At 49.5% G+C, this 23567-nt stretch carries 20 protein-coding genes and 2 riboswitches; of the genes, 11 read left to right on the top strand and 9 right to left on the bottom strand.

The genetic code is table 11. The features are described 5' to 3' along the window. Positions 1-2: 2 nt before the first annotated feature. Positions 3-3773, bottom strand: a complete 3771-nt coding sequence (locus B0X71_RS03600) for an AAA domain-containing protein (RefSeq protein ID WP_077588162.1) — start codon at positions 3771-3773, stop codon at positions 3-5. Positions 3774-4092: 319 nt separating this feature from the next. Between B0X71_RS03600 and B0X71_RS03595 the strand changes: the two genes are divergently transcribed. Beyond that, positions 4093-4584, top strand: a complete 492-nt coding sequence (locus tag B0X71_RS03595; RefSeq protein ID WP_077588161.1) for a LysM peptidoglycan-binding domain-containing protein — start codon at positions 4093-4095, stop codon at positions 4582-4584. Positions 4585-4829: 245 nt separating this feature from the next. Here the strand turns inward: B0X71_RS03595 and B0X71_RS03590 are convergent, their stop codons facing one another. The 3 genes from B0X71_RS03590 to B0X71_RS03585 are packed head-to-tail and all read right to left on the bottom strand — an operon-like array spanning position 4830 to position 5632. Beyond that, complete coding sequence (locus B0X71_RS03590; RefSeq protein WP_077588160.1) at positions 4830-5003, bottom strand: SDR family oxidoreductase; 174 nt, start codon at positions 5001-5003, stop codon at positions 4830-4832. Further along, entirely contained in the window at positions 4994-5164 is a 171-nt protein-coding gene (locus B0X71_RS20815) for a hypothetical protein (protein ID WP_156889789.1), read from the bottom strand. The genes B0X71_RS03590 and B0X71_RS20815 overlap by 10 nt, the downstream gene beginning before the upstream one ends. A gap of 27 nt (positions 5165-5191) precedes the next feature. After that, positions 5192-5632, bottom strand: a complete 441-nt coding sequence (locus B0X71_RS03585; RefSeq protein ID WP_077588159.1) for an SDR family NAD(P)-dependent oxidoreductase — start codon at positions 5630-5632, stop codon at positions 5192-5194. A gap of 240 nt (positions 5633-5872) precedes the next feature. Between B0X71_RS03585 and B0X71_RS03580 the strand changes: the two genes are divergently transcribed. Next, a complete protein-coding gene (locus B0X71_RS03580) occupies positions 5873-6772 on the top strand; it encodes a sulfurtransferase (protein WP_077588158.1) in 900 nt (299 codons plus the stop codon). Positions 6773-6888: 116 nt separating this feature from the next. On the opposite strand, the gene B0X71_RS03575 is transcribed toward B0X71_RS03580, so the two are convergent. Next, complete coding sequence (locus tag B0X71_RS03575) at positions 6889-7866, bottom strand: alpha/beta hydrolase (RefSeq protein WP_232336776.1); 978 nt, start codon at positions 7864-7866, stop codon at positions 6889-6891. A gap of 141 nt (positions 7867-8007) precedes the next feature. Then, positions 8008-8742, bottom strand: coding sequence for a glucose 1-dehydrogenase (locus B0X71_RS03570; protein WP_077588157.1), 735 nt, complete (start codon positions 8740-8742; stop codon positions 8008-8010). Positions 8743-8894: 152 nt separating this feature from the next. Between B0X71_RS03570 and B0X71_RS03565 the strand changes: the two genes are divergently transcribed. Continuing rightward, complete coding sequence (locus B0X71_RS03565; RefSeq protein ID WP_077588156.1) at positions 8895-9479, top strand: TetR/AcrR family transcriptional regulator; 585 nt, start codon at positions 8895-8897, stop codon at positions 9477-9479. Positions 9480-9683: 204 nt separating this feature from the next. Here B0X71_RS03565 and B0X71_RS03560 read toward each other — a convergent pair whose 3' ends face one another. After that, positions 9684-11342 carry an alkaline phosphatase gene (locus B0X71_RS03560; RefSeq protein ID WP_077588155.1) on the bottom strand — a complete coding sequence of 553 codons (1659 nt, stop codon included), beginning with the start codon at positions 11340-11342 and terminating at the stop codon, positions 9684-9686. Between the two features lie 256 nt (positions 11343-11598). Beyond that, positions 11599-11701, top strand: a riboswitch (SAM riboswitch). Positions 11702-11774: 73 nt separating this feature from the next. On the opposite strand from B0X71_RS03560, the gene B0X71_RS03555 reads away from it, so the two are divergent. From B0X71_RS03555 to B0X71_RS03545, 3 genes are read left to right on the top strand one after another with little or no spacing between them, the layout of a single operon-like run. Next, positions 11775-12896, top strand: coding sequence for a methionine biosynthesis PLP-dependent protein (locus B0X71_RS03555; RefSeq protein WP_077588154.1), 1122 nt, complete (start codon positions 11775-11777; stop codon positions 12894-12896). Beyond that, complete coding sequence (gene metC / locus B0X71_RS03550; RefSeq protein ID WP_077588153.1) at positions 12893-14065, top strand: cystathionine beta-lyase; 1173 nt, start codon at positions 12893-12895, stop codon at positions 14063-14065. Before B0X71_RS03555 ends, metC begins: the two co-directional genes overlap by 4 nt. Before the next feature lie 51 nt (positions 14066-14116). Beyond that, positions 14117-15244: a 5-methyltetrahydropteroyltriglutamate--homocysteine S-methyltransferase gene (locus tag B0X71_RS03545; RefSeq protein ID WP_077588152.1), complete on the top strand. Its 1128-nt coding sequence runs from the start codon at positions 14117-14119 to the stop codon at positions 15242-15244. Positions 15245-15399: 155 nt separating this feature from the next. Here B0X71_RS03545 and B0X71_RS03540 read toward each other — a convergent pair whose 3' ends face one another. Then, the gene (locus B0X71_RS03540; protein WP_077588151.1) at positions 15400-16284 is read right to left on the bottom strand and encodes a proline iminopeptidase-family hydrolase; all 885 of its coding nucleotides are present in this window, start codon (positions 16282-16284) and stop codon (positions 15400-15402) included. 444 nt (positions 16285-16728) lie between these two features. On the opposite strand from B0X71_RS03540, the gene B0X71_RS03535 reads away from it, so the two are divergent. The 3 genes from B0X71_RS03535 (at position 16729) to B0X71_RS03525 (ending at position 19591) form a co-directional block, all read left to right on the top strand. Beyond that, on the top strand, positions 16729-17484 hold the full coding sequence (locus tag B0X71_RS03535; protein ID WP_077588150.1) for a hypothetical protein: 756 nt from the start codon (positions 16729-16731) through the stop codon (positions 17482-17484). A gap of 212 nt (positions 17485-17696) precedes the next feature. Then, positions 17697-18047, top strand: coding sequence for a hypothetical protein (locus B0X71_RS03530; protein WP_077588149.1), 351 nt, complete (start codon positions 17697-17699; stop codon positions 18045-18047). 182 nt (positions 18048-18229) lie between these two features. Then, a riboswitch (purine riboswitch) is annotated at positions 18230-18329 on the top strand. Positions 18330-18409: 80 nt separating this feature from the next. Next, a complete protein-coding gene (locus B0X71_RS03525; protein WP_077588148.1) occupies positions 18410-19591 on the top strand; it encodes an MFS transporter in 1182 nt (393 codons plus the stop codon). Between the two features lie 164 nt (positions 19592-19755). Here the strand turns inward: B0X71_RS03525 and B0X71_RS03520 are convergent, their stop codons facing one another. Beyond that, a complete protein-coding gene (locus B0X71_RS03520) occupies positions 19756-20265 on the bottom strand; it encodes a YfiT family bacillithiol transferase (RefSeq protein WP_077588147.1) in 510 nt (169 codons plus the stop codon). 251 nt (positions 20266-20516) lie between these two features. Here B0X71_RS03520 and B0X71_RS03515 point away from each other — a divergent pair, with 251 nt between their 5' ends. Both B0X71_RS03515 and B0X71_RS03510 read left to right on the top strand, forming a co-directional pair. After that, positions 20517-21563: an aromatic acid exporter family protein gene (locus B0X71_RS03515; protein ID WP_077590882.1), complete on the top strand. Its 1047-nt coding sequence runs from the start codon at positions 20517-20519 to the stop codon at positions 21561-21563. Between the two features lie 391 nt (positions 21564-21954). Beyond that, on the top strand, positions 21955-23427 hold the full coding sequence (locus tag B0X71_RS03510; RefSeq protein ID WP_232336775.1) for an ATP-binding protein: 1473 nt from the start codon (positions 21955-21957) through the stop codon (positions 23425-23427). Positions 23428-23567 lie beyond the last annotated feature (140 nt).

The raw sequence follows: 23567 nt of genomic DNA, 5'->3' as shown, positions 1-23567 counted from the left end.
ACTCACCCCTTGCTACCCCGCAATTGCTTCAAGCCATTTTTCCGTTTCACGACATCCAATACATGCCGGTACATGTTCTTTGTTTCCTCTTTCTTCGCGCGCTGTGTAAACATGTCCGAGCTGCCGACGAGCACCAACAATTGCTTGGCGCGCGACAAGGCGACGTTCAGCCGGCGGTAGTCTTTTGCAAAGCCGATGTCGCCGTGCTGATTATGATTATTGCGCACCATGCTGAGCAGAATAATTTCCATTTCGCTCCCCTGGAACCGGTCGACGGTTCCGGTCCGGATCGTCAAATGCGGCAAGCGCAATTCCTGGTCGATCATCCGCTGCAGCCGTTTCACTTGTTCGCCGTAAAACGAAATGACGCCGACGCTTTTCAATTCATCCGCCTCCATTCTTCCGGCCTGTTTCGCTTCAGCTACGGCTTCATTCATTTCAATTAATAATGCACTGATTTCATTGAGTTCCGCGGAGTTATAGAGGCTCTTCCCACCGCTCATCCGCTCTTCAAAATACGCCGGTTCATTCGGCAAATCAAGCCACATGAGATGGTTGCTACGCTTCACGGAACGGGATTCCAGCAAGTGATCGCGCTCCCGGTCGGAATCTTCAAGCCCGCATTGTAATTGCTTGTTCTCCCCTTTGTAGAACGGCGAAATCGTTTCCATGATGTCCGCATGCATCCGGTATTGGATCGCGAGCATCGTCTTGTTCGCTTCCGGCAAGTTTTTGTACAGGCGCTCAAACAGCGACTCTTCCAGCAGCTTCTCCAGTTCCCGCTTTTCTTCGAAGCCGCTGTTGTCTTTGATCATTTCCTCAAGCGTCTCTTCCAATGTGTCATTCCCAAGAAGCGGCGGCAATTGATGGTGATCCCCAACGAGAATGATTTTCTTGCCTTTCAGCATCGGCAGCAGCAGTTCCGGCGGCGTCGCTTTGGACACTTCATCGATGATCACCACATCGAACACCGGGTAATTGTCGATGAAATCCTTGCGGGCGGACGCGACGCAGGTTGTCCCAATCACGTTGGCGTGCTTGATGTATAATTTGCGGATTTCGTCCAAGTCATGGTCATTTGCTTCATTCAATAAACCCAGCCATTTTTTCTGGATTGACTGAAGCAACAGCAGATTTTTCTGTTCCTGCCTCAGGGATTCGTTCCGGAAAGAGAGACTGGCGATTTGTTTCGCCGTTTCTTCGTATTCAGCTTCAGGGTCAGCAGAAAGGATTTCTTTTAAGCCGTCCAGTTCTTGTTCTTTATCCGCCATTCGTTCCTGCAATCGAGCCAGTTCCGCTTGGACTTCAGTCCTTGTTGCTTCGTTGCGCTCTAAAGCAGTGACTTGTTGCTTGTTATCCTTTTGAAGTTCTTCCAGTCGTTCCGCTGTCTGTTCATGAGAAAATTTCTCTTTTTGAAGTTCCGTGCGGGCGGTTTTCTGTTCATCGATGGCTGCTTCAATATCAGCCGGGATTTCGATGTCCACGGACAATTGGTTAAGCTGTTCTTCAAGCGCCGTCAGTTCCGAGCGCTTCTTGTCCAGCGCCGTTTGCCATTTCTGGTCCAACATGAGATCCTGCTGTTGCTGCTTCAGCGTTTCCGCGTTCAGCATCTTTTTCAACTGCCCGAATGCGCGCTTCGAATCTTCTATATATACTTCAGGTGATTTCAGCTTTGCGCCTCTTTGCCATAAATGGTGCTGTCTTTTGTATAAGCCAGCCAATGCTTTACCCAAAACGGCTGGCTCGAGTTGCTTGTTCGTTTTCAGAAACGTTCGCAGCTTTTCAAGAAATTGTTCAATCTCCTTTGAAGGGAACGTTTCTCCTGTATTCACCGCCTGTGCTTTCAACTGATCAAGGGCGACACCGGCAGGCGCGAGCAGTTTCTCCACATACGAAATGGCTGCAGTGATGCTTTCATTGTGCTGCGCGAGCTTCTGTCGCTCGCTCATCTCTTCGCGGATCATTTCCAGTTTGTTCATCTCGTAATCGATTGCCGGTGTTTCCTTGATGTTATGATCGGCCATCAGCCGCATCAGGCTATCGACTTTCTTGGTGTTATCGATTTCATCGATTAGCGCGTTCTGGTGCTCTAGACGGACGGACACTTGTCCCCGTTTATCTTCAATCTCTGCGAGTTCCTGTTTACCGGCGGCCAGTTGGTCTTCAAGCTTGCGGGCCAACAATGCGCGTTCGAGCTGCCGGATCTTATCCGAAATCCGCTTGTCCTCGTTCTCAAACCACGCAAGGCTTTTGCTTTCAAGCAAAATTTCCTGCTTGCGGATCAATTCCAGAAGCGTCTGCCGTTTCTGCGTCAATTCCCGCTGTTCCTGCAATGCCTGTTCTTTCGCTGACTCAAGGGAGATGACTTCGTTCTGTTCTTCTTTTAATACTGCTTGAATATTCCGGTGCGTGTTTTGCGCTGTCTTTTTTTCTTCGACGGCTTTCGCTAAGCGCTCAAATACCGGCTGCAGCTCCTGATAGCGTTGCTCAATTGCCGCCAATTCCTGTTCCAGCTCGATTCCGCGTTTTTCGCGCGCCTCGTACTGCGCCGATATTTCTTTAAGCGTATGGTCTTTCCAATACTGGCCGACGTTTTCTTCGATGAACTTCTTGCCGTCTTCTTCGATGCTCTCCGTCCGGCCGACCCGGAGAATGCGGATGTCTTTATTGGCCAGCAGACGGCCGAGCGCGTTATCAACCGCCAGATTCGATTGCGACGCGACAAGCGTCTTCAGCCCTTTTTTCGCATTTTGCAGGCAGATCTCCGAAATGACGGTCGTCTTCCCCGTCCCCGGCGGTCCTTGGATGACGTATAAATCTTCAGCCGCCACCGCCCCCGTCACCGCCCGCTGCTGGAATTCGTTCAGCCGGTTATGGAATGTCAGCGGCTGGATCTCCTTGAGCGGGGCAACCGGCGGCTGTTCTTCGAATAATAGCCGGTCGAGATTCGGATTCACGGCAAGGCCTTTTTCCAGGTTCGTGAACCCTTGCCGCAGCCTTCTGATCTGGCTTAATGCCGCAAAATTGCTGAACACCACTTCCCGCTTTGAAAGCACATGCCCTTTTTCCCGCAGCTGTTTGATGACGTATGGCTGCAATTCGATTTCGACCGTCCGGTTCGCCGCTTTGATGACCGTGCCGACATCCCCGTCAATTCCGGCAAGCCGCACACTTAACCCTTTCAGCGTTTTCCATTCCTTGTCTTTCAACTGGCAGCCAGTCAATGTGATGCGACTGAAATCATGGCTGAACGCCAGTTTCGCGTATGGCGTCTTCATATCCGGAATATCCATGCCGCGCTCCTGGATCTTCAAATAGCCTTCCCAGCTGGAAATCCGTTTTTTCACGTACTCCGAACTTTCCTTCGCCGGCGTCATCCGGTTGATCAAATTGAGGAGCGCCACTGAAACCGGGTCGCGGGAACTGTCGAAAGCGATCGACTCCTCGCGCTGCCAATTCGTCCCGAGTGCTTGGTTGGCTTTCCGCATCGTCACATTCGTCACCAGCAGCCGGTGGTTCGCGACCACGCAGTGAAGGACCATCGCCCCTTCCGGCTCACGTTCCGACATGCGGGCCATCTCGGGTCCGCCAATAATGAATGCGGCCGAAAGAGAGCCATCCGCACTTGCCGGATAGCGTTCGATGAATACCTGAAATGGCCGGTCCGCCATAAAAAAGGAGCGTTCGCTGATGCCGAACCCTCTCATCTTCTCTGAAGCGGTCTTTGTCATTCGTAAGGAAGCTTTATATGCAGCTGTTTTTGCCAGTACCATGTAATCACCTGTTCTTAAAACTGATCGATCTATCAATGAATCATTTCTAAAAAGTCTACACTTCATCATATCATCTATCCGGAAATTTCTCTTTCGAACTTGTGAATTTTATGGCGGACGGATAATTGAAGTCCAGCCTGGTCCCGCCTTGCCTTCGTTGCTTGTTCATCACCTTCCAAATCGTTTTAATAGAGATTGTCAGCTCTTTCTCCCATGACTTTTGAATGAACTTGAAATGTAATTGAAAATTCTGTTTTGTTATTGTCATATTCGGAAATACTAAGTAACAGCACGACAAAACAAAAGAGGAGTGGAAAAGATGAGCACACGTAAGAAATTTACAACAGCAGCTCTTGCCACGGGTCTTATCCTCGGAGGTGGCTTATCAGCATCTGCAGCAGAAGTCGTGACGGTGGAAGCAGGCGATACCTTTTGGGGAATTGCAGAGGAATACGGAGTCGGTGTCGATCAGTTGATGGAGGACAACGCGCAGTATGACGAGTATGGCCTGCCAGTCGGTGCGGAGCTCACGGTAAATAACGACGATGACATCCATTTCGTACAGCCGGGGGATACACTTTCCCAAATCGGGGAAGATTATGGTGTGACGACGGATGATTTGTATGAATACAACCCGGGTGTCGATGAATACGGACTGATGCCAGGTGACGGAATTGTCTACGGACCTGGGGAAGACGGCGCATTTGAAGATGAAGTGGCCGATGACGATGAAGTAGCCCAAACAGCAGAAGATGAAGTCGATGAAGACGACGGCCTGATTGATGAAGATGACGATGGCGCAGTCGATTAATCCGCGCCACTCCAAGAGAGTCCAGCGAATTTAGCGAAACAGCAAAATCAGCATAGAGAACCTCTTAACCCCTCTGCAGGATTTTTGCAGAGGGGTTTTGTTGTAAGATAAAGAAATAAAACCCGGTTAAAAACCGACCTTTTCATTCACTCCGGAAAATATCAAACAGGAAAACGAGAAAGGAGGAGCAGCAGAAACCGCTCCCCCTCCGTGTGTAAATGCCTGATAGAATTCGATTCGATTCTTTAGGACAAGGCATTTTTCATTCTCGGCAAGTTTGCGACTGTACCGCCATCTACACGTAAATCGATGCCCGTAATATACGAAGCGGCATCACTCAGCAGGAATCCCAACGCCGAAGCAATTTCCGAAGGTTCGCCTTCCCGACGGAGGGGCGTGTGATCCAGCATCACTGCCATTTGCTTTTGCTGTGCCGCTTATTGATCGTTCCCGGCGAAAGCGAGTTGAGACGGGCGCCTTTTTCCCCCCAAGCCCACGCCTGGTCTTCAACATTCAACAAAACCCCCAGTTTCGATAAACTATAGGCGGCTCCCGGATTGCCCTGGGTGAATTGTTCCATCGTTTCAGCGACGTTTTTAGCCAGTGGCTACTTCAGTACGTCGATGAACGGGCCGACGCGCGGCGCCATATAGGCACTCATAGAGGCAATCATCACTGCCGAGGTTCCTTTCGTCGCAAGCGGCAGGAAGGCTTCCAGTATAAGTCTGGTGCCGACCAGGTTCACTTCCGTGATGCGTTTCGGTTCTGCCATCGTCGGCGATAAACCGGCTGTTTGCACTAACCCTTTTAACGTACCGAGTTCCGCAGCTTTTCGCGCGAGCGCCGCAACCTCTTCTTTCGATGTAATGTCGACCGTCTGGAGATGGACATCAGTGATTCCTTTTCCCGCCAGCTCTTCTCTTGTCCAGATCAAGCGCTCTTGGGAAATGTCTGCCAGTAAAAGTGTCCCTTTTTTTCCTGCCAGTTCAGCGGTCGCTTTTCCCATGCCGCCCGATCCCCCTGTAATTACATAAACTTCATTTGTCATATGTTATTCCTCCCTCGGTTTACTATAATTAATTGTAAGCGGAGTCATTGATGGAACCGAATATGGTTATTCAACCCCGCTGATTACCGGCGTTGAAAAAGCAGCTGTAATTGTCAGGTGGATGACAATCCAAACCGGACTGTTTGTTCCAGGCATTTGCCGCTTTTCCTTGCGTAATTTTTGACGGGTTTCTTCCCGGAAGCGTAAAGTTATAGCAATGAAGTGAAGGAGGAGAGCAAGATGAATGATATGCCATTGATCGTCACAACCGAATGGCTGGCCGCCCGATTGGATGAGCCCAAGCTGAGAATCGTGGATGCGACGGTATTCATGAAATTTCCGGAAGGCGGCGGACCTCCGGATATAAAGTCCGGCAGATCTTCTTATGAAGAAGGTCATATCCCGGGAGCCGTATATGCGGATCTGGCCGGAGAATTATCCGATACAGACGCCGATTTGCCATTCACGGTACCTTCCCGTGAAGCATTCATTGAAAAATTGACAAGACTCGGAATCGGCGATGACACGTACACCGTGATTTACGATCAGAACGCGCTGGTCGGCGAATCAATCGCGGCTTCCTACTGGGCCTCCCGTCTCGCTTGGCAGATGCGGTATGAGGGATTCGACCGGGTCGCCATTCTCGAAGGAGGCCTGCAGAAATGGCTGGCGGAAGGCCGGGAATTATCAACGGATGAACCCGCCTACCCTCCAGCCGCTTTCACAGGACAGCGGCGGCCTGAAATGCTGGCAACGAAAGACGATGTCAAGAAAGCGATGGCCGATGAACAGACGGTTCTCATCAACAGCCTGTCGCCGGAAGAATTCCATGGCCATCTTTCCGATGACCCGCGCAGCGGCCACATTCCGGGCAGCCTGAATATCTTTTTCGGCATCCATGCCGATGAACAAACAAAAGAATTGTATGAGGATGCCCGGTTGCGCGCCGCGTTTGAACAAACCGGTGCACTGGATCCGGATAAAAAAGTCATCACCTATTGCGGCGGCGGCATCGCGGCGACATGGAACGCCTTGCTGCTGAATAAACTCGGACAGCATAACGTCGCCGTGTATGACGGCTCCATGAATGAATGGGCAAGCGATCCTTCCTGCCCGATTGTGAAAAGTGACAACCGGTAGCACGGCGCCACCGCTCAGGACTTGATTCAAATCATAAACAGCTGGAAAAGAAAAAATCTCCCGGACACTTTTGTCCGGGAGATTTCATGTCCAGCAATTCCTGTATGAATTCCGCGCTACCGTTCTTGCCGCGCAAAATAATGCTCGGTTGCATACTTGAACGATTTCATCAAAAAGTCTCTTGCCGTCTTGCTGATGTCCGCTTTCGGATTGATAATGTCAAACCCATGGTAAGCGCCTTTGCAGATCTTAAAATCGACCGGCACGCCGGCTCTTCTCAAATTCTCCACGTATTGAATCGTTTCATCCCGGAATGGTTCGATATCGCCGACAAACGTCACGGCCGGCGGTAAATTCCGGTAATCCGTCGCCCTGCCGGCTGCTGCGTAAGGAGGCACATTTTCGCCGAATAATTCACCGAGGTACAATTTCCAGGCCCAGCGGTTCGTGTCCGAATTCCATATGTAGGCGTTATTCTCTCTGGCGGATTCCGTCACCCTCCGGTCGTCGATCATCGGATAAAGCGGCATCTGAAACGCAATATTCACTTCCCCTGTGTCCCGGGCAATTAAAGCAAGCGCCGCCGTCAAGCCGCCTCCCGCGCTCTCACCACCGATTATGAGCTGATCATCCCGGATATCCAACTCTTCCGCATGGTTTTTCATCCACACAAGAACCTCATAGCAATCTTCAATCGCCGCCGGGTAAGGGGCATCGATCGACAGGCGATAATCCGGCGCGATGATTACACAATCGCGCGTGTCGATCAATTGTTTGTACATATCCCCACTTATCTCCGGCGTGCCTTGCGCATAGCCGCCGCCATGGATCCACAATACACCGGGCACCGCTTTCAACTGATGGAGCGGTTTATAAATCCGTACCCGGATGGCGGAACCGTCGCCGCGGCTCACCCATGCTTCACTGCACGCCAGCCCTTCCACGTCTTTTCCCCGGAACCGCTTCTCCACTTGCTTTTTGGAATTGCGCATCGACTCGATGAACTTTTCTTCGCTTGATTTTCTTACTAACCGGTCAAACAGCATTCCTTTGAACCGCAATTGCTTATCGACCATTTTACGCGAAACCTTCAAACTGACGATCTCCCTTTAGCTCTATGTTTTATTCGCTGCCAATCAACTGTCTTTATCATTATACAAAAAGCACTGCCCATAATTGAAATGTGGGCAGTGCTTTTTCATCCCGACAGCGGGAGTAACAGCGTATATGGAAATTTACTGAGCCGTCATCCCGCCGTCGATCACAAATTCCGCACCTGTCGAATAGCTGGCTTCATCCGATGCCAAAAACAGCACCATATTGGACACTTCCTCTGGCTGGGCTACCCGCTTAAGCGGGATGTGTTTCGAGAATTCTTCCACGGCCGCTTTTGTGTCTTCCTGGATGACCATTGGCGTTGCGATGACGCCCGGGTGCACGGAATTCACCCGGATTCCGTAATGGGCACACTCCATTGCTGCCGCTTTGGTCATGCCGCGAACCGCAAATTTTGTATCGGTGTAACCGATTGCGCCCGCGACGAGGCCATTCATCGATGAAATATTGACAATTGAGCCGCCGCCAGCTTTTTGCATGGACGGAATAACCGTTTTCATGCCGAGAAAGACGGAAACCTGATTGATATTCACAATCCGGCGATACTCTTCTTCCGTCGTCTCCAAAATCGATTTGGCCATGGTGATACCCGCGTTATTCACAAGGACATCCACCGGGCCGAATGCTGTTTCCGCTTCTGCGATAACCGCCGCCCAATCTTCAGCGTTCGCCACATCCTGTTTAATGAATAATGCATCCGCACCCAACTCTTCCGCCAGCGCATGACCTTTTTCTTCATTCAAATCGGTCAGTACCACTTTCGCGCCTTCTTCGATAAACTTCCGTACATGGGATGCACCCATCCCTTGAGCCGCCCCTGTAATGATTGCTACTTTCCCCGCTAACCGGTTCATTTCTTTTTCCTCCCGAAAGCCATTAGGCTCCATTCGAATTAAACTACATATGTAAATTAACAGAAATGTATTCGATTTGTCTGTTTAAATCGACTAATGCCATAATAAATGAAAATACACATTCATTTTTCAGCATTTAGGAGGCTTGGAATATGCCGGGCACTGAAGACCGCCGCATACTGCGGACTCAGAAAAACTTGAAAACAGCGCTGCTGGATTTATTGAAAGAAAAAGAACTCCATGAAATTTCCGTTACAGAAGTCGCTAAACACGCAACAACCAATCGCGTGACGTTCTATTCCCATTACAAGGATTTGAATGCATTGCTGGCAGCCATCGTCGAAGACCATCTGAATGGCCTGATCATCTATTTCCGGAAAAGTTTCCAGGACAGGAAGCGCTTTTCGTCCACAGATTTGGAGCGTCACTTGCCCATATTCGAATATATTTATCAAAACCAGTTCATCTTTTCGCTGATCATCCGCGGCGAAGTGCTGCCCGGTTCCCAGAATCAGTTCTGCGAAAGCCTTGTCCAAGTATCCGCCACCGAACTGCGCCTTGAAGAAACGAGCGATATCGACATTCCGACGCTCAATTATTTCCTGACTTATGGAAGCCTCGGCTTTTTCCTCCATTGGATCAAGGAAGGCTTCCGGGATACGCCTGAAACGATGGCCAAAAAATTAACCGTCCTGTATGGCAAAATGTATGAAGGCGCGATTGTTGTAGAAGAATGAAGCCGGAACTTCGGATTCGTTTGACAGAGCCGATCATGCTTTGTATTTATAATGAACGTGTAATCCGGGAACGGACCGGTCAGACGCTTCACACAAATCGCTTTCCCTTCGCCGGCTCGGCCGCTTCATCACAAACAAAAAGTAACGCGCAAAAAAGCCGCCTCCCCGGCTTACCGCCGGAGAGACAGCTTTTTCCCGTTCCTCTTATTTCGACATATTCAACGCGATTTGGGACACGAAGAATTCCGATCCGTTGAATACCGTTACACCATCGAGTGTCTTCTCGTAAGACTTCTTATTGTGTGTCACGTACGCCAGGTCTTTATTCTCCGGCAGCTCGATTTTGATGTTGTCTTTTTCCGCAACGAAAACCACATTTTCTGCGTCCGTATCGTCAATACGGGTTGTGAAGCCTTTTTGTTCGAACGCCTCTTTCGCATTTACGAAAAGCTCGTCCGTGACTTTTACGAGATCAAAGCCGAGGTGCTCCGCCATTTCACCGGCCAGGTCCGTGTTGTCCACAAGTCCCATCGGTTTGGACGGTCCATATGCATACAAGAAGACATCTTCTCCCGTATGGCCGCCGGTCGTGAAGCCGAGGTTCGCACGTTCCGAAAGCATATCGGCCATCAGGTCTCCCAGGTCTTCCGCCGCTTTCAATGCTTCCAGTTCATTGGCAGTCAAGTTATCCAAGCCGTAAAGCGCAGCCACTTCCTCCATATTGGAGCGGTCTTCTTTCAACTTGCTCAATGCCCCTTCAACCGTCAGCTCCGCTTTTTTCAACGGATCGATGTAGGCTGACACCGGGATTGACGAATACGTGCCGCTCGTGTTTACATTTCCCATCGTGATTCCGCTGTTGCCGTGGTCACTGACGACGATGACCATCGTGTTACCGTCTTCCTTCGCGAATTCCACCGCTTCCGCGACAGCTTCGTCGAATGCGAGCACGTCACTGATGATGCCGATCGGGTCGTTCGCATGCGCGGCCCAGTCCACTTTACTGCCTTCCACGAACATGAAGAAGCCGTCTTCGTCTTTGGATAAGGTCTCGATGCCTTTGGCCGTCATGTCAGCGAGGGATGGTTCCTCGCTGTCTTTCGCTGCCTGGCGGTCAAAGTCATACGCTAACGCGGACGGTGCGAATGAGCCCCATAATTTATCGGATGTCGAGTTCAAGAGCTCCTCTTTCGTTTCAACGAAGTCATAGCCGTTTTCGTCGATCACTTCAAGCAGGTTTTCGCCGTCTTTACGCGCGTTTCGGCCCTCTCCCGGTGCGAGTGATGCCTTACCGCCGCCAAGAACCACTTCAATGTCCTGGTACACTTGCTGTTCAGCGATATCATCGTAATCGTAACGCAGCGGCGCATGAGCCGAAAATGCGGCCGGTGTCGCGTGTTGGATTTCAGAAGTCGAGATGATCCCTGTTGATTTCCCCAATAGTTCTGCGCCTTCCAATACGTTCGCGACCGGGTCGAGGGCATCTTCCGGATCCACCGGTTCGACGCCAGGTGTGTTCACAACTGCCGGAAGAAGTCCGAGCACTTTGTCGTTGGCTTTATGGCCAGTCGCCATCGCCGTGCCGGCCGGTGCGGAATCCGTGATCGCCGATTCAGCTGAATGCGTGTGCATGCCGCCGACGAGAATTTCGTCCATAGCGAGGTCTTCGCCTTTATACCATCTTGCCAGCGTCGTCGCACCTGCGCTCGTACCGTCCTTGACCATCATGATGACGTTCGTCGGCTCGCTTTTCTTGTCCTTTGCCTCTGTCACCGTGTTGCTTGATGCAAAACCGAAAGAAGAAATCGCGACGGCCGCTGCAACCGATACGCCGGCAGCCTTCTTGCTCAACTTGTACTTCATCTTATGCCCTCCTAAAATCGTGTATGTATTTTGTTGCCAGTTCCCAGTGTAGAGCAAGAATATGAAGCTGGTATGGTGATACCGTTCGGTTTTTGTAAACGTATGTAAGGCTCTCTATATAGTTCTTAATATTTTTAATAGTTTAATTATTAATGTGCTGAAGAAAAATAATAAATAATTTTCAGTTTTCTCTTGCGTTTAAGCGGAAGTTACTTTAGAGTGAACATATCGAACAGCAAACAACTTCATAATTCAATTCTTATCAAGAGAGACGGAGGGATTTGGCCCTTTGATGTCTCAGCAACCGGCTTAACGGCAAAGGTGCTAATTCCAAAAGGCGGAAGCCTTGAAGATGAGAAGATTGGGTTTCCCGAGCAGGGCCATTCTTCTTTTGGAGAGTGGTCCTGTTTTATTTTGGAAAGGAAGATGGCGATGACAAAACAGAGTCTGGAAACCCGGTTGGTGCAATTGGGCAATCGGAGTGACGCGAAAACGGGCGCGGTCAATCCCCCGCTTTATCTTTCGACCGCCTATGAACATCAGGGGCTCGGCCGATCGACAGGTTACGATTACACGCGGACCAAAAACCCGACACGCTCCCTTCTCGAAGAAGGGCTCGCCGAACTTGAAGGCGGCGATGCCGGATTCGCCTGCAGTTCTGGGATGGCGGCCATTCAGCTGGTGCTGTCGCTGTTCCGCCCCGGCGATGAATTGCTCGTGCCGGATGATGTATATGGCGGCACGTACCGATTGCTCCTTCATTTTTCGGAGGTGTACGGAATCCATACCCGCTACGGGGCGTTCACGGATATCCGGGACACGGAAGCGAAAATCACGCCGCAGACGAAAGCGATCTTCATCGAGACGCCGACGAATCCATTGATGCAGGAAATCGATATTGAACGTCATGCGGAACTGGCGAAAAAACACGACCTGTTGCTCATCGTCGACAATACGTTTTTAACGCCATTCGTTCAGCAGCCGATCTCACTCGGCGCAGACATTGTCATCCACAGCGCCACCAAGTATATCGGCGGCCATAACGACGTACTTGCCGGGATTGCGGTGGCGAAAGGCAAAGCCATCTGCGAGAAGCTCACCGTGCAGCACAATTCGGCAGGCGCGGTGCTGTCGCCGTTCGATTCCTGGCTGTTGATCCGCGGACTGAAAACATTGCCGCTGCGCATGCGGCAGCACGAAGCGAACGCCAAGACGCTGGCGCAGTTTTTGAGCCAGTCCCCCACTGTAGCGGAGGTGTTATATCCGGGCAAAGGCGGCATGTTGTCGTTCCGGCTGCAACGGGAAGAATGGGTCGGCCCTTTTCTGGAAAGCATCCGGCTGATCACATTCGCCGAGAGCCTCGGCGGTGTTGAAAGTTTCATCACGTACCCGGCAACCCAGACCCATGCGGAAATCCCGGTCGAGGAACGGACGGCACGCGGTGTCTGCAACCGGCTGCTCCGCTTCTCTGTTGGCATTGAACAAACTGAAGATTTGATAAATGATTTGCAGCAGGCTTTTGAGAGACTGGAAAAGGAGGTTCTTCGATTATGACTGACCGTTTAGAAACGAAATTCATCCATTCAGCAGGTGTCGACCCGCAGACAGGCGCCGTCAATGTTCCGATTTACCAGTCATCGACGTTTCATCAGAACAGCATTGACGAGTTCGGTCCCTTTGACTACAGCCGCTCCGGCAATCCGACGCGCCAGGCATTGGAAGAAACCATTGCCAAGCTTGAGAACGGGACGCGGGGCTTCGCCTTCTCTTCCGGCATGGCAGCCATCTCGTCAGCGTTCATGCTATTGTCAGCGGGGGATCACGTGATTGTTTCAGAAGATGTCTACGGCGGAACATACCGCTTCATCACGGAAGTACTGACCAAATTTGGAGTCGATCATTCCTTCGTCAATATGACGGATCTTGATAAACTGGCTAAAGCCATCCAGCCGAACACGAAAGTGGTTTACCTTGAAACACCTTCCAACCCGGTCATGAACATCACCGATATCGAAACGGCCGCCAAACTGGCTAAGGCGAACGGCTGTTTAACGTTTGTCGATAACACATTTATGACACCGCTGTACCAGAACCCGCTCGACCTCGGCGCGGATCTCGTCCTTCACAGCGCAACAAAATTCCTGTCCGGCCACAGCGATATCACGGCAGGACTTGCCGTCACCAAAGATGCGGAACTCGGTGACCGGCTGGGATTCATCCAGAACTCCTTCGGTTCTGTACTCGGCGCGCAGGATTCCTATTCACTGATCCAAGGCATCAAAACACTCGGTGCCCGGCTCAAGCAATCGAGTGAATCCGCACAGAAAATCGCGGAATTCCTGCACGGCCATCCCGAAGTGGAAGAAGTGTTTTACCCGGGGTTCTCGTTCCATCCCGGCAATCCGATCCACCAGCGACAGGCAAGCGGTGACGGGGCTGTCCTGTCCTTCCGGCTGCCGGATAAAAATGCGGCCCGCATTTTCAAGGATGCGCTGCGGATTCCGGTGTTCGCCGTTAGCCTGGGCGCCGTCGAAACCATCCTGTCCTATCCGGCGACGATGTCCCATGCCGCCATGCCGAAAGAAGAACGCGAAAAACGCGGGATTACCGATGGACTGTTCCGCTTCTCCGTCGGCCTCGAGCATGACGAAGATTTGATCGACGATTTGAAACAGGCGCTTGAGAAAGTGCGCGTCAAAAGCCAGCTTAGTATTGCCAACTAAAAAACGGAAATCATTAACATAAAACCTACAAACAGAAAGCAGGAATTCAACATGACAAACCCAACAACCGAAACAACCAAAAAGGCAGTCAACGCACCATTCAAGGCAGATCACGTCGGAAGCTTGCTGCGTCCGGAAAGCATCCATCAGGCACGGAAGGACTTTAAAGAAGGAAAAATCTCCGCCGAGCAATTGCATGACATCGAAACGAAAGAAATCAAGCACGCCGTCGACAAGCAGATCGAAGTCGGACTGAAAGCCGTCACGGATGGTGAGTTCCGCCGAACGTTCTGGCACACGGATTTCATGGCCGAAATCAATGGATTCGAAGGCTACATTCCGGAAAAAGGCTACAAGTTCCAAAAAGGCGAAACTGAAGCCTATGATGTCCGCAACATCGGTAAGATTTCATTCAATGAAAACCATCCATTCGTTAAAGACTTCATCGAATTCAAGGAAATCGTCGGCGACCGCGCCGTACCGAAACTGACAATCCCAAGTCCGAATCAGTTTTTCAACCAAGGCGTCCGCAACGAAGACATCTATCCTGACCTTGAAGAATATGCACAAGATGTCATCCAGGCTTACCGCGACGCATTGACCACGTTCTATAATGCAGGTGCCCGTTATATCCAAATCGATGATGTCTATATCGCCGGCCTGTCTTCACCGGATATCCCGTTCAATGACGGAAAGTATAACCGCGACTATTTGATCGACCTGGCACTCCGTGTCGCTAATGGCGTACTGGAAGGAAAACCGGAAGATCTGACAGTGACAACTCATCTCTGTCGAGGCAATTACCGCTCCGACTGGGCATTCGAAGGCAGCTACGCGCTGATCGCGCCGACTCTATTCGCCAAAGAAAAAGTCGACGGCTTCTTCCTCGAATACGACGATGACCGTTCCGGCAGCTTCAAGCCGCTCGATTACATTCCGGAAGGCGGACCGAAAGTCGTTCTTGGCGTCTTCACTTCCAAACACGGCGAGCTTGAAGACAAAGAAGCCATCAAAGCACGTGTCGCTGAAGCGGCTCAATATGTACCACTCGACCAGCTCTGTATCTCGCCGCAGTGCGGATTCGCTTCCACGCATCACGGCAACATCCTGACTGAACAGGAGCAATGGGATAAATTAAGATATATCGTTGAAGTATCCGAGGAAATCTTTGGGGAGTAAATGATGCTAGAAAAACGGCCGCGACTTTCGCGGCCGTTTTTAATGATTTAATCCTTTGTCAAACCCCTTTTATCTGTTTAAGCCTTCAGATCTTTACTCGAAATGAATCTAATGAATGAAAATTTCTTCTCTCTCAAATCTCAGCTATTATGCTATTACGCTCCCGGCTTCAGTTCCTGGCCATTCACCCACTCACGGATCACCTCGACATACGCTTCTGGTTCCTCGATACCCGGCATATGGGAGCTGTTTTCAAACACATGGAATTCCGCATCCGGCACCAGATCTGCATAAGTTTCAGTCGCTTCAGGCGTCGCTTCGTCAAAGCGGCCACAAGTGAAAAGGGCCGGAATGTCAATTTCATGCAAGCGGCCGGTCGCATCGAAATTCTTCAAGGTGCCGGTGACCGTAAATTCGGATGCACCCCACATATAATTATAAATTTGCTCGTTCATGTTTTCCAAGTCCTGTTCCAGCTCTTTCGGCCAAGGATCCACACGGCACATATGGCGTTTATAATAGGCCTTCACTGCCTGCTTGTACTCCGCAGAATCAGTTGTCCCTTCCCGCTCGCTGCATTCAATCGTCTCCTGGGTCTCCTGCGGGAATTCGCTTAAATAATTCCGCTGGTCACGCTCCCATCTCCGGGCGCTTAAAGCCGGGCTTGAGAAAACGACACTGCGGACACCGGCTGGTTTTCGGAATAAATACGAAGCGGCCAGCATCGTCCCCCACGAATGACCCAGCAGATGGAATTCTTCCAATTCCAGTGCCTCGACGACTTGCTCCAGCTCTTCCACGTAGCGCTCCACTGTCCAAAGTTCCGTATCCGTCGGCTTATCCGATTTTCCGCAGCCGAGCTGATCATATTGGATTATCGGCCGGTCCGTTCCAAGTTGGCGGAGCGGATCGCTGTCGCTGCTCTGCGCCCCCGGTCCTCCGTGCAACACCACTAACGGTATGCCCGGACCATTGCCGGTTTTCCGGTACCAGACGTTCCCACCCGTTACCGGGATAAATCCTTCTGTGACATTTTCCATTCATTTTCTCCTCCCAATCCTTCACTGACGCTGTTCAGCCGTGTTTTTTCTGATGTTCTTTCTTGCGCTTGAGGTAATCCGCATCTTCCCGAAGGTCCAGATTTCCATAATCAAGATCGTAATCAAATGCCATTCGTACTCACTCCTTGCCGATTGAATACCCGTTTATGAAAATAAACAATCGTTTCCCTAATTCCTCCCGGAAGAAGGTGTAATTGGGGTGACATAGCCAAGAGATATACGGAAACCCATGATATGCATCCTCGCTTTGTAAGCAGCTACCGGTCGTATTGCAATAAATCCGAAAGTTTCTTGTTCTTGTCATATCGCGTTCATAGTTTATTCATAATAAGTTGTTATGCTGCAGTCAGCAAGAGAAGGACTCTTGTAAAGCACGACAAATACAGAACGAAGCAGGATTAAAAAACAAAGGAGCGAATCTAATTGAGAAAATCGAAATTTTTGAAGATGGGAACAGCTAGTATTTTATCCATGACAGTTCTGGCTGCGTGTGCTGAAGAAGAGCCAGTCGAAGAGGAAGTCGTTGAAGAAGAGGTAGTTGAAGAGGAACCGGTTGAAGAAGAGGTAGTTGAAGAGGAAGTCGTCGAAGAAGAACCGGTTGCTGCGGAATTTGACTACGGTGTTATCGATCCGGTTGAATTCGAAGATGAATATTTGGAGCCGCTTGGCTGGACTGCCGTGGAATTCAACGATTATACAGTAGCAGAGTATGATACGGCCGTTGCCGATTTCGCCGATTTCGCAGAATTGGAAACAACAGTGGGACCGGTTGAAGACATCCTGGCTGCTGAAGAAGGCGTCGAAACTGGAGTTGTTGTCCTTGAAGACTTGGAGACCGCCTATCTTGACCCACTCGGCTGGTCTGTGGTGGAATTCAACGATTATGCAGTAACAGAGTATGACACTGCGATTGCCGACTTTGCGGATTTTGCGGAACTGGAAACAACAGTAGGGCCGGTTGAGGACATCTTAGTTGCTGAAGAAGATCTGGAACTCGGCGCAGTTGCGCTTGAAGATCTCAACACGACATACCTCGAACCGCTTGCATGGTCTGCAGTGGAATTCAATGATTATGTGGTAGCCGAATATGATACCGCAATCGTTGACTTCGCTGATTTCTCGGAACTGGAAACAACAGTGGGACCGGTTGAAGACATCGACGTAGATGCAGTGGAATAATGGATAACTGAATTAATTGCTCCAGCATTAAAGAAACCTCGGATGAGGAAGACGGATAGTCTGCTATCCGGGGTTTTTCTTAATTTTAATAGGAACCTTTCACTGTCCTATGGATGAAACGGTTCAAATACACGGGAAGATTTCAATAAAAGAAGAAATGTGCCGGCTCAGCTCATCCCAGTGCTTCAGCCAGCAGAAAGAGGTGGAGATTAATGAAGCAACTCAAACCCTTTTATTCAGAGAGCGTTCAGTACTATTTTTCACGCGTTAAAGATACATATACAGAAAATGGGCAGACGTTTATCCTCCAGTTTGCCTGTCTAACAATCGAGCGTCCCTCCCAGTCAGAAAGCGTGTGGTCAAAAATCGAGAAACTCGAGTGGGAAGAGGCGAGTGATAAATTACAAACGACACCCGATAACGTTTCCACGTATGAGGTGTCCGACGCCATGTTTCAGGAATTGGTGAAGATTTCTGCCACTTGCCACAGCGAGCTTTATTCGCTGACACCGCTATATAAACGGAACAGATTAGAACAATTGGCTGATTCAGCCGGCTACTAGCAGATAGCTGATTAAATATAGAGGCGGTGTCAGTACCCCTTGGGTTTACTGGCACTCCCTTTTTTCCCAGGCAATTGTTCCAGCTAAATTAAGCAGTTTTTAGCACCGGAATACCGGTTAGCCGAAGAGATAACCGTTGCATTCTCCCTCAAGATGCAGTATAATGGTCTACGTGATTAGAAACAGCACCCCCATATAGCATCTGTATAACCTTAAGAATATGGCTTAAGGGTCTCTACCAGGAACCATAAAATCCTGATTACAGAAAACGACTCCTTCGTTTTTTGTAATCAGGATTTTTTTGTGTTTTTATAGAGTCCTTACGCCTTTTTTAATTTACCCGAAAGGAAGCGGAACTTCACATGAATTTTAAAGTTTACATTCTTGCTTTGTCCACGGTCGCTGTCGGACTTGTGGAATTGATCGTTGGCGGCATCCTGCCGACCATTGCTGCTGAGTTCGGCGTCTCGTTGAGTTCAGCTGGTCAGCTGATCACGCTGTTCGCCTTTATCTATGCCATTGCGGGGCCGGTCCTGCTCGTCGCGACCAGCCGGTTCGAACGGAAAAAAGTGTATTTGGTTTCCTTGGCTGTCTTTTTCGCCGGGAACCTCATGACGTACTTCAGTCCGGACTTCACGTGGATGATGACAGCCCGCGTCATTACGGCTGCGAGCACGGCACTCATCGTCGTGCTGTCTTTGACCATCGCCGCGAAAATTGTGGCGCCTGCCTACCGGGCGAAAGCGATCGGTCTGATCTTCATGGGCATCAGTTCCTCGCTTGTCCTTGGTGTGCCGCTCGGCATTCTCGTTGCTGACACCTTTGGCTGGCGCGTGATCTTCCTGGGCATCGCCGCGTTGTCGCTCGGCTCGATGGTGCTCATTTCGTTATTCATCCAGCCGATTCCTGGCGGAACGTCCGTGCCGCTGTCGCAACAACTGAAAGCAATCGCCAGCGCGAAGATCGGCAGCGCGCATCTCGCCACGATGTTCATGCTTGCCGGTCATTACACAGTATACGCGTACTTTACGCCATTTCTGGAAACGAACCTGCAGCTGAATCCGTTCTGGATCAGCGTCTGTTATTTGCTGTTCGGCATTGCCGCGGTCAGCGGCGGCGCGTTCGGCGGCACGCTTTCCGATGCGATCGGGTCACAAAAAAGCATCCTTTACGTGATCAGCGCGTTCGCCGTCGTCCTGCTTCTGCTGCCGCTCACCACGTTTTCACTCATCGTGTTCATTCCGGTGATGGTTGTCTGGGCTGCGCTCAGCTGGAGCCTGGCACCGCCGCAGCAAAGCTACCTGATCGAAACGGACCCGGAAACATCCGATATCCAGCAGAGCTTCAACAACTCTGCATTGCAGATCGGCATTGCGCTCGGTTCCGCGATCGGAGGCGCCACATTGGCACAGACCGGTTCGGTATCTGCAACTCCGTGGGTCGGCAGTTTTATCACGCTTCTCGCGCTCGGATGCGCAGTGTTTTCATTGACCCGGCCGGCGATCGTGCGGCGCACGGCTTCACAAAAACCCATTGAAGAATAAAAATCAGCTTCTTCCCGGCTGATCAGTATAGATTGAGCCAGGGATATAAGACACTCAAAATCAGGCTGCCAAAGCTCCGAAATTCTTTCGGAGTCCGGCAGCCTGATTTTTTTATTGTTTTGGACAGATAAAAAAATCGGATTTCATTCGAATCCAGGCGTTAGTCAATCCGCCAAGGCAATCTTGATATGTTCCAAATGATGCTCTTCATGCCAGCACAGTTTCGCGAGTTTGGTGGCGACGCTGATTTCACCGTTCGTTTCATGGGTGAAGACCCGTTTCAATTGCTCGTCCGTCACATGCTGCCCAAGCGCGACAATCCGTTCGTTCAAGCCTTCCAGCAGCCGAATCGAACTTTCCACCGGCAGCTCATTGTCCGGAAGTGCCGCCCATTTTTCCTGGTCAAAAGCCGGAACCGTCGGATTGTCATCCGTCAAAGCCAACCGCAGGCGCTGATACATATTGAGTTGCGAATCCGCAATATGGTGCACCAGCTGACGCACGGTCCAGCTGCCTTCCCGGTACTTCTTGCCGAGTTGCTCCTCATCCAGTCCATCGACCACTTCCCGCAGTCGCGTGGTGTAACTTTCGATTTTCCCGAGCCATTCCTGGATATCCTCAGTTTTCACGTTGTCAGGAACCTGTAATTGTCCAATCGGAAATTTCACATCCATTGTTCCAACCTCTTTCCCTTATCCGTATTTGTGGGCTATCGCGTTCACGCTCAATATATCAATGGGACCGGATTTTGTAAACTGGGAATCTATGCGCTCAAACTCTGGTTCCCGATTGCAGCTGGCTTTCTGTTTATGGGATGGCTGCTAGATTGTTGAGTTTCCCACAAGACCATCAATATTGTTCCCTGTGGATGATATACTGGATTATAGTAGAAAAGCTACGGAAAGGAGATGGCGATTAACGTATGATGCGATCCTTTCATTTCAATGGCAGCCGAATTGTGAAAACAGGTTTAGCTATATTTTTAACGGCCGTTATTTGTGAATGGTTTGACTGGCCGCCTGTCTTTGCTGTGATCACGGCCATTGTTACGATTGAGCCCACTGTCAGCGATTCGATTAAAAAGGGACTTGTTCGATTTCCGGCATCTGCGATCGGTTCTGCATTCGCCGTTTTCTTTATTACCCTCTTCGGGAATTCCCCTATCACCTATACACTCGCTGCTGTTGCCACGATTCTAGCCTGTTATAGACTTAACCTGCATGCCGGCTTACTCGTCGCCACATTGACCTCCGTCGCGATGGTAGAAGTCATCCACGACAATTTCTTAATCTCTTTTTTCATCCGATTAGGAACGACGACGATCGGCCTACTCGTGTCGACCGCTGTCAATATGCTCATTTTCCCGCCAGACTATCGGAAAGATATTCTGAAAAGTATCCATAGTATTAGTGCGCGGGCGGGAAGTATGCTGGAACATACCTTCCGCACGATCCTCTTTGATGGTGGTGCAAACCTTCAGGAAGATAAGAAAATTGTGAAGCAGCTGACGACGGAAATCAGGAAGACGGAGAAATTAATCCATTACCAGCGGGATGAAGCGAGTCTATACCCTTGGGTCCGCAGTCGGGAAGCCGAGCTCCAGATGGCGGAAAGGCAATTGTTGTTTCTGGACAATTTCGAGTATCATTTGAATGCCCTGCTTCGTGTCCCTCCGGAGGATATCAAGTGGACAACAGCCGAGCGGGATATTATTATGCATGCCGTTACGGCGCTTGCGGACGACTTGCGGCATTCCATTGACTACGATCACGAAAAGCATCAGGACCAATTAAAAAGTATTACGGACCTGTTTTGGGAAAACAGTAAACGAGTACCAGCTAACGATGCCCTGCATCCTGCCCTATTCCCATCAGAATTTACGATTCTTTACGAGCTAGTCACGATTTATAATTTAGTGGATAAGTTTTTTGATCCGAATAGTGTGAAGGCCGCACAGGAAGCGGAAAAATAGCAACAGATAAAAGCCTGTGAATCTCACAGGCTTTTTGCGTTTCCATCGTCAAGCAACAATAGTAACAGTGCACCTTGAACAATCACCCGAATTAAACTTTCGACAACTCATCCAGCAGCGCCGGCCGTTGTGTATACTCGATTTCAATTTAGCAATCAATTCTGTCAGTAGTCCTTTTGAGCCAACCAGTTGACGAGTCAGCCAGTGTTCCGCCATTTATTTAGTTTTTAACACAGCGATGCGGCACAATTCATCTTTAGGTTCACAGAAAGCCATTTTCCTCGGTTATTGCGAGTAACAAATTACCCGGCATGCCATAAAAAGTGAGTAGTATACTTTACATTTATACATTTAAATTGTAACTTATACTTATAAATATGGAGGTGTTATTGTGTCCTTTATTTCCAACGAGCAAATTTTGAAAGTCCTTATTGGTTTTAATCCCTGGTGGAGTTCCGGGAAAGTTCCGGAAAAATCATTAAAACCAATAAAGAGACTAGCTTTCTATGAAGCACAAAAATGGTTCAATCACCAGCAAATCAGACGGGAAGTCATTCTTTCTGGCCCTCGAAGAGTCGGAAAAACAACAATCATGTATCAAATGATTGATGAGACTTTAGAAACGGCATCACCTAAACAGGTATTATACGTATCATTTGATCATCCCATGCTGAAGCTAAGCGAGATTGGAGAGATTATTGAAGTATTCACTAATAACGTGGCAGCCGCTGAAGAAGAACTGTATATCTTTTTTGACGAAATTCAATATGCATCCAATTGGGACACATGGCTTAAGACGCTATACGATCAACATCCGGAATATAAAATAGTGGCGACCGGATCGGCCAGCCCTTTGATTTCTTCTAAAATCAATGAAAGTGGAGCTGGCAGGTGGACTCAAATCAAAGTTCCTACTCTGTCATTCTACGAATACATCGAGTTGATCCGGGTGCCAAAGCCGGTACTTGAAAATGGAATAAAACCAACTTCACTAGTCCAATTAAGTGATAAAGAACTGAGTAAACTTATGATTTCTCTGATTCCTTTACAAAAACATTTCCATCAGTATTTGTTGATTGGCGGTTTCCCGGAAGTTGCAATAACCGACGATATTCCGTTTGCTCAGAAAATCATTCGGGAAGATGTGGTCGATAAGGTCATCAAACGCGATATTGTGTCGCTGTTCAACGTGCGTAATGTGCCAGAATTCGAGAAAATTTTTCTTTACCTTTGCATGACCAGCAGTAACATTGTCGTTCAGGAAACCATTGCAAAAGAAGTCGGCGTGACGCGAAAAACGATCAGTAACTATATTGAATTGCTCGAACATGCAAACTTAATTTATTCCAGCCGTCCAGTGGATATTAAAGGCAAGAAAATTTTAAAGGCCAAGCCAAAGGTGTATCTGGCCGATTCGGCGATACGCAATGCCGTGTTGATGCTGGGTGAAGAAGTTCTGACCGATCCGGACGAAATGGGAATCATCATCGAAACCGCTATCTATAAGCACCTCCATACCTTCTACTATAATCAGCATCTGGATATTGGTTATTACAGAGATCCGAAGACGCAAAAAGAAATTGATTTTATCGTATCCTTCCCCATCGGAAAAATTGCGATAGAAGCAAAATACAGAAGCAACTCAACGATCCTGGAGACAGACGCAATCGTGAAAATAGCGAATGAACCTCAAACGAAGGGGCATTGGTCATTACTAAAAATGCGGATGACTATGGAAAAACGAAACACAATACGAATACGCCAATCATCCGGGTACCAGCCTTCGCTTTTCTATATCTGTTGGGACATACGGAAAAAGAAGGATACTCCTCTCCCTAAATCCCAATCCAGCAAACCCGGCTAATTGCTCATAGCGTTTAGAAGGTAAGGCGAAACGGCATTCCGGCGACCGCATCGTTACTTGCACTCCTGCGTCAGTAGCTTGCTATTTCAATTCTGAATCATCATGCGAAAAATGCTGTCTATAATCCCGAAGGTTACGGA

It is taken from the genome of Planococcus lenghuensis, from assembly GCF_001999905.1.
Lineage (GTDB): Bacteria > Bacillota > Bacilli > Bacillales_A > Planococcaceae > Indiicoccus > Indiicoccus lenghuensis.
The sequence above is the reverse complement of the archived record's forward strand: the minus strand, read 5'-3'. Positions and strand labels throughout refer to the sequence as shown.